We start from the raw sequence: 14,541 nt of genomic DNA, 5'->3' as shown, positions 1-14,541 counted from the left end.
AACGGGACTAACTGGGAGTTATTTACACATGAAAGCAACCAAAACCCTTCTGACAACGGCCGCCGTCGCCATTGCGGCGGGTGGTGTTTCGGCCGAGGAAATGACCATCGTTTCCTGGGGCGGGGCCTATTCCAAATCGCAGTTGAAGGCGTATCACGAGCCCTATTCGGAAAAGACCGGCGTCACCATTCTGAACGATGACAGCTCGAACGAGGCGGTGGCCAAGCTGCGCGCGATGAACGAAGCGGGGAACATCACCTGGGATGTGGTCGATGTCGTGGCGTCTGACGCGATCCGCTTGTGCGACGAAGGTCTGGCGATGGAAATCGACCATGACGCGATGCTGGCCCCGGCGCCCGATGGCACGCCGGCATCTGAAGACTTCGGTGATCTGATCGTCAGCGATTGCTACATCCCGAGCATCGTGTATTCGACCACGTTCGGATACCGCACCGATTTGGTTGGTGACACGCCGCCGACGGACGTCTGCGCCGTCTTCGATCTGGAAACCTATCCGGGCAAACGTTCGCTGGAGAAACGCCCCATCAACAACATGGAATGGGCACTGATCTGCGACGGCGTTCCCAAGGACGAAGTTTATGACGTTCTGGCCACTCCGGAAGGTCAGGATCAGGCTCTGGCCAAGTTGGACACCATCAAAGACAGTGTTGTTTGGTGGTCCGCCGGTGCGGACACACCCCAGCTGCTGGCCGACGGCGAGGTCATCATGGGCTCGACCTATAACGGTCGTCTGTTCAGCGTGATCGAGGAGCAGAACCAGCCCGTCGCCATGCTGTGGGATGCGCAGGTGTTCGATATTGACGGCTGGATCATTCCCGCCGGTCTGAGCGAAGAGCGTAAGCAACGCGCGCTGGATTACCTCCGCTTTGCGACCGACACCCAGCGTCTGGCGGATCAGGCCAAGTATATCTCGTACGGCCCGGCCCGTGCATCGTCGGCTCCGCTGGTGGGTGAGCATGCCGAACTGGGTATCGATATGGCGCCCCATATGCCAACCGATCCGGAAAACGCCAAGAACACGTTCCTGTACAATTACGAGTTCTGGGCGGATTACCGTGACGACATCGACGCCAAATTCCAGGCGTGGCTGGCGCAATAAGCCGGTTTTGAATTGGTGACACTGTCAGGGGCGGGAAACTGCCCCTGACCCAGGAAAAGCCAAGGGACAACAATGACTGACGCCACCCAAAACGCGGGCCCCATGCTGGCCGCTGATGGAACACCGCTCAAGCAGTCGCTGGCGCGCTCTCTACGCAGGCAGAAGCTCCGGGCGTTGATGTTGATTGCGCCGCTTCTTCTTTTTGTCCTGTTTTCATTCATCGTTCCCATTGCATCGATGTTGTTTCGGTCCGTTGAAAACAGCATCGTGTCCGACACACTTCCCTTGACCGTCGAAGCCCTGAACAACTGGGACGAACAGTCGGGTGAGTTGCCGGGCGAGGATGTTTACGAGGCCTTTGTCCGCGACATGATCGTCGCGATTGACAACAAAGAACACACAAGGCTCGGTTCGCGTTTGAACTACGAAGAGACTGGCATGTCTTCGATGTTCCGCAGGTCTGGGCGCCAGATCAAAAAACTGGATCCTGAAACGGATGGGCCGTTCAAGGAAACACTGATCGAGATTCATGACGGATGGGGAGATCCGCAAACCTGGCGGGTGATCAAGACCCACTCACCTGTGATTACCAATGGTTACTTCCTGAATGCCGTCGACATGCGCAGAACCCCGGAAGGCGCGCAGGCTCAACCCGAAGACAAGCAAATCCTGATAAAGCTTTTTGGACGTACTCTGTTCATGTCGCTCGTGATTACGGGTGCTTGTATCCTGCTTGCTTACCCTGTCAGTTATCTGTTGGCGACGCTGCCTATGCGGGTATCTAACCTGTTGATGATACTGGTCCTTTTGCCCTTTTGGACGTCCCTTCTGGTGCGAACCTCCGCTTGGAAGGTCATGTTGCAGCAACAGGGGGTTATTAACGATACCCTCGTTTGGCTGGGGCTGGTCGCAGATGATGCTCGCCTTATCATAATCAACAACCAGATCGGCACTATCGTCGCGATGACACATATCCTGCTGCCCTTCATGATCCTGCCCATGTATTCGGTGATGCAGACCATTCCGCCGTCTTATACACGCGCGGCCAAATCCATGGGTGCAACGAACTGGACGACGTTCTGGCGCATCTACTTCCCGCAATCCGTGCCCGGAATCGGTGCCGGTTCGATCCTCGTGTTCATTCTGGCGATTGGGTACTACATCACGCCCGAGATCGTGGGCGGCACAAAGGGTGTCTTCATCTCGAACCGGATTGCCTATCACATCTCGTCCTCACTGAACTGGGGGCTGGCCGCGGCCTTGGGTACGATCCTTCTGGCGGTCGTGCTGTTGCTCTACTGGGTCTACGACAAGATCGTGGGCATCGATAACGTGAAGTTGGGATAATCAAGATGGCAGCACTGACACCGATATCCCGCAAACCCATGTCCATGGTTTTGCCCAGTGTCGCACTTGCCGGGGCATTTGCCGGCATTTTCGTCGGGGCCGGAAATGGTTCGGTCCTTCTGGGCATACTGGGCGGGGCCGTCCTGATCGCGGGGCTGGCCTGGGTCTACATAAATATCGTGAAGAACGAAAACCTCGCACGCTGGATCAATATCATCGGGTTCGGCGTCATAGGTTTCATAATGGCCGGTCTGATGGGCGGTGTATTGGGGCTGCTCGGCGGCTGGTTTTTCGCCTGGTTTATCTATTGGTTGTACGAGGGGCGGTATCGGCGCAAGCTGCTGCCGTATCTCACGGCACAGCAGGTTTTCTATCACTACCTGTTTCGCGTGATCTGTGGTGCGATCTTCGTGTTCCTGATCACGCCGATTCTGGTGGTGTTGCCGTTGTCTTTCAACGCGCAGGATTTCTTTACCTTCACGCCCGAGATGCTGCGGCTTGATCCCGAAGGCTATTCGCTGAAGCATTACCGAGATTTCTTCACCAACAACGAATGGCAGCGCAGCTTCAAGAACTCGCTGATCATCGCGCCGATTGCGACGGTTATCTCGGTAACGTTGGGAACGCTGGCCGCGATCGGGCTCAGCCAGTCTCACGTTCCCGGACGCCGTGCGATCATGGGAATTCTGATTTCGCCGATGATTGTTCCGCTGATCATCTCGGCGACGGGTATGTTCTTTTTCTACAGTGATATCGGGCGTTTCCTCGAAGGAACACTGGGCATGAACAAGAACTTCGTAGGCTATCTGAAAGTTATCCTGGCCCACGCAGTGCTGGGTATTCCCTTTGTGATCATTACCGTGACGGCAACACTGGTGGGCTTTGATCGATCTCTGACGCGGGCGGCAGCCAATATGGGCGCAGGGCCGGTGCGGACCTTCTTCAAGATACAGATGCCGTTGATATTGCCGGGCGTAATCTCGGGCGGCCTGTTTGCCTTCATCACATCGTTCGACGAAGTGGTCGTGGTCTTGTTTGTGGGATCCTCATCGCAAAAGACGTTGCCGTGGCAGATGTTCACCGGCCTGCGGGAACAGATCAGTCCAACCATTCTGGCGGTTGCGACAATCCTCGTGGTCCTGTCCATTGCCCTGCTGACGACGGTCGAACTGTTGCGGCGCCGGTCGGAGCGTCTGCGAGGTCTTTCGCCCGCTTGACGCAGCAAACCGTCTGATCTAACGGTTCACCTGTTCATCTCTGCCGCGATGGCGTCGCGGCGACTACGGAGGTGATCGGCTCTCGGACCCCGAGACCGCCTGTCCTGAACGCCGGGACATGTGGCCGGGAGATGCACGCCCGGCATAGATGAGAGACCAAGGATGACTGACATTTCTAACCGCCCTCAGTTCTTCACCTGCCACAATGGCGACAAAGCCCCGTTGCCGTTCAGCAAATCTGAGTATGACCGCCGTCTTGGCAAGCTGCGCGCGATTATGGCCAAGCGGGATATCCCGGTGGTGCTGCTGACATCGATGCAGAATATCGCCTATTATTCGGGCTTTCTATACTGTGCGTTCGGGCGCCCTTATGGCTGTGTTGTAACCCAAGACAACTGCACCACCGTTTCGGCCAATATTGATGCCGGGCAACCCTGGCGCCGGTCGGTTGAAGACAACGTGATTTATACTGACTGGAAACGCGACAACTACTGGCGGGCAGTTGCGAGCCTGATCGGGAATGCAAAGCGGATCGGCATCGAAGGCGACCACATGACGCTTGCAGCGCGGGACACGGCGCTGAACATGCTGGGCGAGCCAGAATTGGTTGACATCGCGGTCGACACCATGGCCGCGCGGATGATCAAATCCGCTGAAGAAATCGAATTGATCAAGGGAGGAGCGCGCACGGCCGATGTGGGTGGTGCTGCGATCCATGCCGCAATCCGCGAAGGAGCAACCGAAATCGAAATCGCGATGGCTGGTCGAGACGCGATGGAAGTGGAAATCGCGCGAGCCTATCCGGATGCTGAATACCGTGACACATGGGTTTGGTTTCAATCGGGTTTGAACACCGACGGCGCGCATAACCCGGTCACCAAACGCGCGTTGCAAAAAGGCGATATACTTTCGCTGAACACCTTTCCGATGATCTCGGGCTATTACACCGCCCTGGAGCGGACCCTGTTCCTGGGCGAGCCGGATGCCGACAGTCTGCGCCTGTGGCAGGCCAATGTGGCCGCGCATGAACTTGGCCTGAGCTTGATCAAACCCGGTGCCACCTGTTCCGGTATCACCGCCGAGATCAACCGGTTTTTTGCCGACGAAGGCCTGCTTCAATATCGTTCCTTCGGCTATGGGCACTCGTTTGGTGTTCTGAGCCACTACTATGGTCGCGAAGCCGGTTTGGAACTCCGTGAAGACATCGACACAGTGCTGGAACCTGGCATGGTGGTCTCGATCGAGCCGATGCTGTGGATCCCCGAAGGCCAGCCCGGTGCAGGCGGTTACAGGGAACACGATATTCTGGTTGTGGGCGAAGACGGAGCCGAAAACATCACAGGCTTCCCCTACGGGCCGGGACACAACATTATCGACGCCTGAGGTTTGGGGTGGAGCTTCTGCTCCACCCGCTTTTACGCGCGTCGGGCACGTTCGTGAAAAATGAAACCCAGAAAATTCAACAGCAGCTGTGCCGCCAGAATCTGAGTGCTTTCAGTGGGGTCGTAGGCGGGGGCCACCTCGACCAGATCGATGCCCACCACGTCGCCCCTTTTCGCCAGTCCCTGAAGGATTTCCAGAACGTCATAGTACAAGAACCCTCCGTGGCTCGGAGTGCCGGTTCCTGGCGCGATCGAGGGACAGAACGCATCGATATCGATCGTTACATAGTACCGTTTGCCTTCGGGAATGCGGTCAAGAACAGCCTCTGTTCCCAATCTGCGAACCTGCCGCACGGACAGGATGTCCGATCCGCGCGCACGCGCGTCGTCATACCCTTCCTTGGCGGTGGACGATACATTTCGAATGCCCAGCTGGGTCATCCCTGAAACATAGTCTTTCTCGATCGCGCGGCGCATGGGATTTCCGTGCCCGTTGGTGACGCCGTGACGTTCATCCACAAAGTCCAAATGCGCATCGATTTGAACAACATGGATCGGGCCGTTTTCAGCGCAGTCGCTTTCAAATGCGGAAATGCAGGGGATGTTGACCGAGTGATCACCGCCAATCACCAGCGGAAGTGCCCCGGCCTCGAGAATTTTCTGCACGCCAAAGGCTATGTTCTTGTGGCTCGTCTCGGTCTTGGTGTGGACAATATCCGCATCGCCCAGGTCGACGATCCGAACCGAACTGTCCAGATAGGTCGCGTCATCCTCATGATCATAGGCGCCGGCATGGCCAAAACTGAAAAGGGTCGATGCCTCTCGCACGGCCCGAGGACCAAAACGCGCGCCGGGGCGCCATTGGGTTCCAAAGTCGAACGGCGCGCCGAGCACGCAAACGTCGGCCTCGATTCGGTCCCAGTTCTCGACATATGGAGATTTTGCGAAGGTCGATATTCCGACAAAAGGAAGATTCAGTCGCCCGGACGCATATCCATGATCCTGCACTTTGGGTCCTTTCGATTGTTGTACTGTTTTCCTGCATGTGAACATGAGGACACGCCGTATTGAAACCAAATTCTCTTTGAACGGCGGATTTTGGGGGACCAGAGGAAATTTTCTTCCAAAAGGGCGGGCTGGCTTGCGTTCAAAGCTGATCCGGCCCAGCCCATCAGAGCGCTTCAAGATCAGTCAAAAGATAATCCCGCTGATGGTGTTGCCTTTCCTTCATTTCCCATACCCAAAGAACGTGTGAAAGATCCCCTTCGGCCTCAGCGGTGCTCTGGCAGATTTTCCTTTTCAGCAAGACGGTTTTTGATCCGTCTGGGCCAGAAAATCATAAGCGTTAACAAAAATATCGATTTGATATAAAGTTGTGGGGTTATTGATTGGTAACGCGCGGGTATTCGTGTGGCACAGACACTTTATGAGAAATATGGCGGTTTCAAAACGATCAGCCGGGTCGTGATGACCTTCTATGAAATGGCGCTGGATTCGGATGAGATCGGCCATCATTTCGAAGACATTGATATGCCGCGCCTGATCGACCATCAAACCAAGTTCGTCTCGTCCTTGATTGGTGGGCCCGCATCTTTCAGTGATGACAGGATCGAAGCAGTTCATCGGCATCTGAACATTTCGCACAATGAGTTTGACGTCATGGCCGAGCTGTTTGGCGACGCGCTAAGTCAGCATGGCATGTCCGACGGAGACATCAAAACTGCGCTGACCGCAATCGAAGGCAAACGTTCGATCATAGTCACCCGGAACGCGGCATGAGCATTCTGGCGATAAACGAGCAATTGCTGCGTGCGATCGGAGTCGGCGTCGCCGTGGTGCGCGCATCCGACCTGCAATTCGTGTTTCACAACGGGCCTTTCACGGAATGGTTCGGCACTCCTGAAAAGGGCTGCACCTTAAGCGACGTTCTGCCGGATCTCGACCCCAAGGAACTGGAGGATGTAAAGCAGTCCGGCCTTCGGTACTCGGTCGAATTGCAGATAAAGCCGAAACGCAGGACCTTGATCTTTGCAGTCGCCGTCTCACTGGCCAATGGCTTGTCCGAGCAGGTGCTGATTGTGGAATGTCAGAACATCACTCGCATTCGCGAATTGGAAAGCATGATCGACAGCTATTCCACCATGGTCGAGCGCAACACCCGAGAGCTTGAGCGCGAAAAGGAAAGAGTGGAACGCCTGTTGCTGAACCTGATGCCCCGAGCCGTGTATGAAGAGTTCAAGACGTTCGGCGTTGTCACACCGCAGCTGTATCAGCAGGTTTCGGTGGTGATGCTGGATTTTGTCGGGTTCACGGATTTTGCGGCCAAGACCGACCCGACGGTCACCTTGAGTGAACTGAACGACATCTTCACGGCTTTCGACCGGATCGTGGAACAATTCGGGTGTGAGCGGATCAAAACGATCGGTGATGCTTATCTGGCCGTGTCAGGCATGCCCGATCCAACACCGGATCATGCGACCGCCGTGGCGCATTGTGCGGTAAGGTTCCTGCGCTATCTCGAACGCCGCAACGAAAGCCATCCGCATAAGTGGCAGGCGCGGATCGGATTGGGGATGGGTGCGGCGGTTGGATCGGTCGTTGGCATTCAGAAATATGTCTATGACGTGTTTGGCCCTGCCGTAAACATCGCGTCCCGGTTGCAGGTCTTTGCCAACCCCATGAACATCGTAGCCCCGGAAGAGATGAAATATGCCTTGATTGACGAGTTTCAGGTCTCGGATCTGGGGTGCGTTGATATCAAGGGCATGGGTGAGATGGATCTGATCAACGTGACATCGGGCTTGAGTATGCCTCAGGGCAGCCGTTCGTTCTGACCGCGTCACTCGTCCTGGGGGATCAGGCCCAGACCGCGCAGGTAGATGCCGATACCGCTTTCCAGCAAATCTTCAGGAGGAAAAGGCGAAGTTGCGCCGGTATTTCGGGCGTACAGCTCGACGACGCCGTGGCTCATCGCCCAGATATGGGCGCTGAACATCGATGCGGGCGGGCGCTTGTCAGGCGGAATATGCTGGGACAGGTCCGCGGCCGCTTTTTCAAGAACGGCCTTCGCCCGATTGGCGGCCAAGGACAATTCGGGTGTCCGGTTCAGGGAAATCCCGCTTTCGAACATGGCGATGTAATGCCCGGGATTTTTACGCGCAAAAGCCAGATACGCACGCCCCGTTGCTTCAAAAGCGGCAAGGGCTGAAGGCTGTCCCTCGTCATAGGCGTATTGCATCAGGTCTGCGAACATCTCAAACCCCTGCCGTGCGGCTTCGGCAATCAGGTCCTCGCGCCCTTGAAAATGACGGTAGACGGCGGCAGGCGTGACACCGGCCGTTTTGGCCGCCTCGGACAGCGTGAAACCGGTCGGGCCCTTGTCTTCGATCAGGGACAAGGCAGCCTCGATCAGGGCTTGCTTCAGGTTTCCGTGGTGATAACCGCGTTTCGTCATCCCGGCCTCAGTTGCATTGATTGCGTGTTGGAAGACAAGGACATAGACCACCGACGCTTTGTCGTCCAATACATGATCGTGAAGGCATCGACGGGGCAGGGCGGGGAGACAATTTACGCCTCCCACATATCCGGGCCACCGCAGATACGGGCATCAATCTCGCCGATACTCTTCTCGTCCTTCTCATCATAGTCCAAGGCATGCAGAACCGTTCGGATGGCCGCAAGCCGCGCGCGTTTCTTGTCGTCGGAACGAACAATCGTCCACGGGCAGGCATCAGAATGCGACCGGGTCAGGGTTTCCGAGATCGACTGCGTGTATTCGTCCCATTTGCTCAGCCCTGCGATGTCGATCGCGCTGAGCTTCCAATGCTTCAAAGGGTCGTTTTCGCGCGCCAGAAAACGGTTCAGTTGTTCTGCGCGCCCGACATTGAGCCAGAACTTGAATAAATGGATGCCGTCATTCACCAGGCCCGTTTCAAGTGGCAGGACCTGACGGAAAAACCTCTCACGCTGTTCCTGAGTGCAGAAGCCAAAGACATTCTCGACGACACCTCGATTGTACCAGCTGCGATCAAAGAACACGATCTCTCCTGCGGCGGGCAGATGCGGGATGTAGCGTTGAAAATACCATTGGCTGCGTTCGGCGTCTGATGGTTTGGCCAGCGCAACGTTGCGTGCGCCGCGCGGGTTCAGGTTTTCGCGAAACCGTTTGATGGTGCCACCTTTGCCGGCGGCATCGCGGCCTTCGAAAATGATGGCAACCCGCTGGTCGGTTTCCTTGACCCAGGATTGCATTTTGACCAATTCGATCTGAAGCAGGTCCATCTGCTCTTCATAATCCTTGGTCTTCATTTTTTCGGAATACGGGTAGGTCGGGTTCAGAATATCGCCTTTTTTCGCGTTTTGAATCTCTTCGCGTACAGATTTGGGCGCGTCTTTCTGAAAATACTTTTCGATAGAGCCTTTTCCTGACCGGGCCATATGTCACCTCGCGATAAAATCCATATCTAACTATGGATTAGAGCGTGGGTTAACGCAAACCCGCGCGCTGCGCCGCGCGATCTATCGCGGCGGCCACCTCGGGCGCCGCGACCACCTGTGGCATATGGCCGACACCCGGTAGCTCGATCAACTCGGCGCCGGGGATCTGTTCGATCAGGCGTTCAGAATGCCATTCAAGACCAACGGTGTCGTCGGCCGTTCCGTGGATGATTTCCGTCGGAACGGAGATCTCGCCATATCTGGGTTGCAGACGGGTAATTTCGTCCAGCAGGTTGGCGCGTTGCTTGGCGTTTGCATGCATCGAGCCACGCCGGATCGTCAGCCCCGGCCCGAAATGTTCCGCATAACCTTCGGGCGCCGTTTGCGGTGCAAAAACTTTGTCCAACACCTGTGTGACGTACCACTCGGGTACGAAAGAGCTGATCAAGGGCAAGGCCAGCATATTGCCCGCCGTGGTTGACGCAAGCCGGTTGAACCCATCCAAAGGCGTTTCCCATGGGAGAGCGGCCGGGGCGATTAGAACCAGAGCCGAGATATTCTGGGGTCGGGTCACGGCCCAGGCCAGCGAGACCGATCCGCCATAGCTCTGCCCGGCCACGATGGGTTTTTCCGCACCAAGCTGAGCCGCCGCCCGTTGCAGGATATCCGCCTGTTCAATGATGGTTTCGCCATCCGGATTGAAGCTTTCGGAATAGCCCAGGCCCGGTCGGTCAAAAACGATCACGCGGTATGACCTGGCCAGAATGGGGGCCAGCGCAAAGGTCATGTCGCGCGTGTTCCCGCTGGAACCATGGATCAGAACGACATCAGGGCCGTCCCCCATGACCACGGCGTGCACGGCGATGCCGCCCACATCCAGAATCCGACCCTCGGGGGGGAAAGCCGCCTCGGCCAGCGCTTCGTTCCGGGCGCTGCGCCAGGTTGTCAGTATGACAAGGCCCAGAACGGCCAGGCCAAGGGATATCAGGACTTTAGTGGCCAATTTTTGTCATGTCGAAAGGCGTGGTCTGATAGATTTCGTTGATCCAGTTGCCGTACAGCAGATGTGCGTGACTGCGCCACCGGTTCTGCGGCGTTTTGGATGGATCATCATCGGGGTAATAGTTTATCGGCACGTTGATAGGCGTGCCGTTGCTGACGTCCCGATCATATTCCTGTTTCAGCGTATCACTGTCGTATTCGAAGTGATTGAAGATATACAGCGCGCGATGGCCGGGATCTTCGACCAGACAGGGGCCGACATCGTCGCTGCCCAACAGGGTCCTCAGCCCGGGTGCGCGATCGATTTCATCCTGTTTCATTTCCGTCCATCGGCTGACCGGAATGACACAGTCATCTGAGAAACCGCGCAGGAACGGAGACGCCGGGTCCAGGTTGCGATGCCGGAAACACCCAAAGGCTTTTGCGTCCAGCATGTACTTTTTGACACCGTGAAAATGGTTGATCATCGCCATCCCGCCCCAGCACACACCAAAGGTGGAATGCACGTTGGTTTGGGTCCAGTCGAAGATCTCGCTGATTTCGTCCCAATAGGTGACATCATGAAATTCCAGATGTTCGATCGGGGCACCGGTGATGATCAGGCCGTCGAATTTCTGATCCTTGATCTCCTGAAACGGGCGATAGAATTCGGACATATGCTCGGCGGCGGTGTTCTTGGTCCGGTGTTCGGTCATGCGGATCAAAGACAGATCGATTTGCAACGGGGTCGCCCCGATCAGACGCGCGAACTGGTTTTCGGTCTGGATCTTCTTGGGCATCAGGTTCAGTAATCCGATGCGCAGCGGGCGGATGTCCTGACGCATTGCCTGATCTTCGTCCATGACCATGACGCCCTCTTTGGTCAGGACGTCAAAAGCAGGCAGTTCCGATGGGATTTTGATGGGCATGTGTCGGGCTTCTAAGAGATCAGTGAAAACTGGTAGTTAGGCGTTATTGCGCGTCGTCTCAAGTGTGTGTTCGATCAACTCATCGAAATCAGCGGCATCGCGGATTTTTCCGATGTCGTTGGCGGCAATCGTCACGCCCCAGTTGTTCGCCATGGCTTCGTAACGCGGCTGGCGGTGCGCCAAGGCCTGTGCATAGGTCCAACGGACGAAATCATCGGGATCAACATCCGCTTCCGAACAGCCTTGCAGATCCAGATAATCTGTCCACGCCTTGGTCAGGAATTCGGCCTGATAGGACATCGGCTTTGGGGCTTTGTCAAAACGGCGTACAAGCTCTGCCGTATGTTCCTCATCCCCCTTCAGCCAGATCATCAGGGTGTGTTGCGAAAGCTCGGACAGTACCCGATCGTTCGGATCTTCGGGGTCTACCCATTCGCAGATCGATCCACCGGTGTCGCAGATGAAATGGGGGTATTTGTACAATCGCTCGGCCCGGTCGATGAAATACTCGGTATCCAGCAGAGCGTGTATTTCGGCCAGCCGAAACTGTTCCTGCCTGCGGCGGTATTCCGGCATTTCCAATCCGCCAAGGGCAGGGTTGCCCGGTTTGCCCAGATAGGCTGCGACCGGAGTCAGATTCGCGAACGAGATATTCGAGCCGATGTAAATGGAATCCGACAGGAGCAGGTCACGCAAGAACGGGACTTTCATCGCCTCGGCCTTTGCATTGTCGGTTATGTATTCGCCCATGTACCGGGTGCCGATGCGATAGTCGATCGAGTAGTGAAACCAGTTCCCTGAGTCCCGAAGAATGTTCGAGACATATGTCTTGCCCAGACCGGACATACCAAAGAACAGCACCTTCTTGCGGCTTGCCGTGCGCCAATCTTCGGCTGAGTTGTAGATCATCTTGTGCTGTCCCTTTTTTGCCTTTGCTAAATCGGGCAGCGCACGGCGTCAATCACGGCGGCCGGCTCGGTTCAATACCAGAAGACCCATGGCAAGGACAACAAAGCCGAAATAGGCATTCGACGGCAGCGCTTCGTTCCGCAGAATTGCGCCAAGCACGATGGCGACAGGAGGGATTACAAGCGTCACCAGCATCAGGTTGCCGCTGCCCGCCATCGCCAGGACTCGATAGTACAAAAGATATGCCCCGGCTGTTGCCACAATGGCGTAATAGCCAATCGCAGCCCAGGTGATCGCGGGCAGTGCAAGCGTTGGCACCCCGTCCGTCATCAGCGCCAGGGGCAGGATCAGCAGGGTCGAGCCGGTTAACATGCCAGCGGCCGCGACGACGGGGTGAAGGTCAGACAAATGATACCGCGCCCAAGCTGCCGCAAAAGCATACGAGAGCGTTCCGGCCAACACGGCAAGCTGCGCTGTGTTTTGAAGGCTGAATGACGTGAAGGTCTTTAGTCCGATGGTGATCGAGACACCGAGAAAGCCCAAGACGACACCGATCACGCGCGCTTGTGTCAAACGTTCATCCTTGAAAAACACAGCCGCAACCAGAACACCAAAAATGGCCGTGGTCGCGTTCAGAATGGCCGTAAGCCCAGAGTCGATGTAAAGCTGACCCCATGCCATCAAGCTGAACGGTATGACATTGTTCAGCAATCCCATGATCAGAAAAGCACCCCAGATGCGCAGAGAACGGGGCAGCGTAAACCCCTTGCCCAATGCCACCAGCCACAGCACCAGCATCGCCCAGAACGTGCGGTGCAAAACCGATGTCATAACGGGAATGGAATCCAGAGCGACCCGGATGGCCACAAAGGATGCGCCCCAAATGACGGCCAGAAGAATGAGCTCGGACCAGGCGCGCCGAGAAAGGTGTTTTTGGGTGTTCATGACCGCACAGTTTCATTCAATCGAAATATACGCGACCCGAAACCTGCGCATAAAAAGGCCCCGCTGAAACAGCGGAGCCTTGAGGATGGTCATCCTTGGACTAGTTCAGAGCGTATGTAATCTGGAAGCCCACGCTCCAGGCGCTGTTGCCGGTGAATGTTCCGCGTGCATTCGGGCCAGCGCCGTTGGCTGTCGCGTCACCGATGTCGGTGTAACGAACACCGCCGGAAATCTTGGCCTTCTCCAGCGAGTACGTCCCGCCCAGACCAACACTCCAGAACCCGTCGGTCGGGCCGAGGTTTGATACCGGCGTGCCCTGGGACGTCTCGTAGCCCAACGTCACAGCGCCGCTGAACTCTTCCGAGAATTGATACCCCAAGCCCAAGGAATAGGTGAAGGTCGCATCGGCGTAGTCAACAAGGTTGCTGGTCGGTGGGTAGTTTGGCGGGTTGTACACCAGCTGTGGCCAGTCGACCCAACGGATAGAACCAAACAACAGCGTTTTAGGCGCGACGCCTGTCTGGAAATCCAGGTTGATCGACTGGGGCGTCTCGATTTCGCTGTTTGTGTTGAAGGTGGCCACGGTTCCTGGTGGAATCGGCGGGATCGGTGGTGGGTTCAGAGATTCTGTTTGTGACAGATCGTGACTGATCTTGGAGTTGTAGGTCAGTGACACACGTGCCGCGATTTCCGGTTTCTCCCACGCGACACCGATTACGTAGCCGAATGCTGTGTCGGCATCGGAGTCAACCTGATATCCCGCAGCCAGGGGAACGGTGACCGAAGCCTTCACACGCTGCGCACGAATGCCGCCGATTGCGCTGAACCCGCCATCGAATTTGTAACGCAGCAATGCCGTGATGGCGTCCGTGTCCGCTGTGGCCCTCAGAGTGTCGGTGCGACCTCCCGGAATAGGGTTGATCGAAAGAGGGTAGGTGTTTGCGTATTCAATGTCTGCTCCAAAGGGCTGGTCATACATGATCGCGAAATCGAGCTTTTCGGTCAGTGACGTTTTGTAGCCGAGATGCGGTGTGAAAAAGTCGTTCGCAACCTCTCCGGAATCGACCGGTTGCCCGATGTTTGGTCCGGCCAAAGCAGGCATGGTGCCCGTTACGCTGGGATTGGTGTATCCCAACCGGAACTGAACAGCTGATCCTTCTTCGAAGATCAGGTTGATGCCCTGACCGCTTCGATCTAGGCCGCCTGCATATCCTGCCGTCGCTCCAACGCACAAAGCGCAGGTCGCGAGAAGTGTTTTTTTCATTCTGTCCTCC

The 14,541-nt window shown here is 56.3% G+C and carries 14 protein-coding genes; 6 read left to right on the top strand and 8 right to left on the bottom strand.

The genetic code is table 11. The annotated features are described in order from the left end of the window. Positions 1-28: 28 nt before the first annotated feature. The 4 genes from GS605_RS06255 (at position 29) to GS605_RS06240 (ending at position 5,067) form a co-directional block, all read left to right on the top strand. Entirely contained in the window at positions 29-1,120 is a 1,092-nt protein-coding gene (locus GS605_RS06255; RefSeq protein ID WP_171632876.1) for an extracellular solute-binding protein, read from the top strand. A gap of 72 nt (positions 1,121-1,192) precedes the next feature. Next, positions 1,193-2,467 carry an ABC transporter permease gene (locus GS605_RS06250; RefSeq protein ID WP_171723385.1) on the top strand — a complete coding sequence of 425 codons (1,275 nt, stop codon included), beginning with the start codon at positions 1,193-1,195 and terminating at the stop codon, positions 2,465-2,467. Between the two features lie 5 nt (positions 2,468-2,472). Continuing rightward, positions 2,473-3,684 (top strand): ABC transporter permease, encoded by a 1,212-nt coding sequence (locus GS605_RS06245; protein ID WP_171723384.1) that lies wholly within the window; start codon positions 2,473-2,475, stop codon positions 3,682-3,684. A gap of 162 nt (positions 3,685-3,846) precedes the next feature. Continuing rightward, positions 3,847-5,067, top strand: coding sequence for an aminopeptidase P family protein (locus tag GS605_RS06240; RefSeq protein WP_171723383.1), 1,221 nt, complete (start codon positions 3,847-3,849; stop codon positions 5,065-5,067). A gap of 32 nt (positions 5,068-5,099) precedes the next feature. Here GS605_RS06240 and speB read toward each other — a convergent pair whose 3' ends face one another. Further along, the gene (speB, locus tag GS605_RS06235; protein WP_171723382.1) at positions 5,100-6,074 is read right to left on the bottom strand and encodes an agmatinase; all 975 of its coding nucleotides are present in this window, start codon (positions 6,072-6,074) and stop codon (positions 5,100-5,102) included. 402 nt (positions 6,075-6,476) lie between these two features. On the opposite strand from speB, the gene GS605_RS06230 reads away from it, so the two are divergent. Both GS605_RS06230 and GS605_RS06225 read left to right on the top strand, forming a co-directional pair. Beyond that, the gene (locus GS605_RS06230) at positions 6,477-6,845 is read left to right on the top strand and encodes a group 1 truncated hemoglobin (RefSeq protein ID WP_152457802.1); all 369 of its coding nucleotides are present in this window, start codon (positions 6,477-6,479) and stop codon (positions 6,843-6,845) included. Next, positions 6,842-7,900 (top strand): adenylate/guanylate cyclase domain-containing protein, encoded by a 1,059-nt coding sequence (locus GS605_RS06225; RefSeq protein WP_171723381.1) that lies wholly within the window; start codon positions 6,842-6,844, stop codon positions 7,898-7,900. The genes GS605_RS06230 and GS605_RS06225 overlap by 4 nt, the downstream gene beginning before the upstream one ends. 5 nt (positions 7,901-7,905) lie before the next feature. Here the strand turns inward: GS605_RS06225 and GS605_RS06220 are convergent, their stop codons facing one another. From GS605_RS06220 to GS605_RS06190, 7 genes are all read right to left on the bottom strand, one after another. After that, on the bottom strand, positions 7,906-8,520 hold the full coding sequence (locus GS605_RS06220) for a TetR/AcrR family transcriptional regulator (RefSeq protein ID WP_152457804.1): 615 nt from the start codon (positions 8,518-8,520) through the stop codon (positions 7,906-7,908). A 113-nt stretch (positions 8,521-8,633) separates the two neighbouring features. Then, entirely contained in the window at positions 8,634-9,503 is an 870-nt protein-coding gene (gene ppk2 / locus GS605_RS06215) for a polyphosphate kinase 2 (RefSeq protein ID WP_171723380.1), read from the bottom strand. 49 nt (positions 9,504-9,552) lie between these two features. Then, positions 9,553-10,506, bottom strand: coding sequence for an alpha/beta fold hydrolase (locus tag GS605_RS06210; protein ID WP_171723379.1), 954 nt, complete (start codon positions 10,504-10,506; stop codon positions 9,553-9,555). After that, complete coding sequence (metA, locus tag GS605_RS06205) at positions 10,496-11,413, bottom strand: homoserine O-succinyltransferase (protein WP_171632856.1); 918 nt, start codon at positions 11,411-11,413, stop codon at positions 10,496-10,498. The genes GS605_RS06210 and metA overlap by 11 nt, the downstream gene beginning before the upstream one ends. Before the next feature lie 36 nt (positions 11,414-11,449). Further along, on the bottom strand, positions 11,450-12,322 hold the full coding sequence (locus GS605_RS06200; protein ID WP_171613846.1) for an ATPase: 873 nt from the start codon (positions 12,320-12,322) through the stop codon (positions 11,450-11,452). A 48-nt stretch (positions 12,323-12,370) separates the two neighbouring features. Further along, entirely contained in the window at positions 12,371-13,267 is an 897-nt protein-coding gene (locus GS605_RS06195; protein WP_171632853.1) for a DMT family transporter, read from the bottom strand. A 100-nt stretch (positions 13,268-13,367) separates the two neighbouring features. Then, positions 13,368-14,531, bottom strand: a complete 1,164-nt coding sequence (locus GS605_RS06190) for an OmpP1/FadL family transporter (RefSeq protein WP_171723378.1) — start codon at positions 14,529-14,531, stop codon at positions 13,368-13,370. Between the last annotated feature and the right edge of the window lie 10 nt (positions 14,532-14,541).

Source organism: Ruegeria sp. HKCCD7559, from assembly GCF_013110575.1.
Lineage (GTDB): Bacteria > Pseudomonadota > Alphaproteobacteria > Rhodobacterales > Rhodobacteraceae > Ruegeria.
Note: the sequence above shows the minus strand (reverse complement) of the source record. Positions and strands in the feature narration are given on the sequence as shown.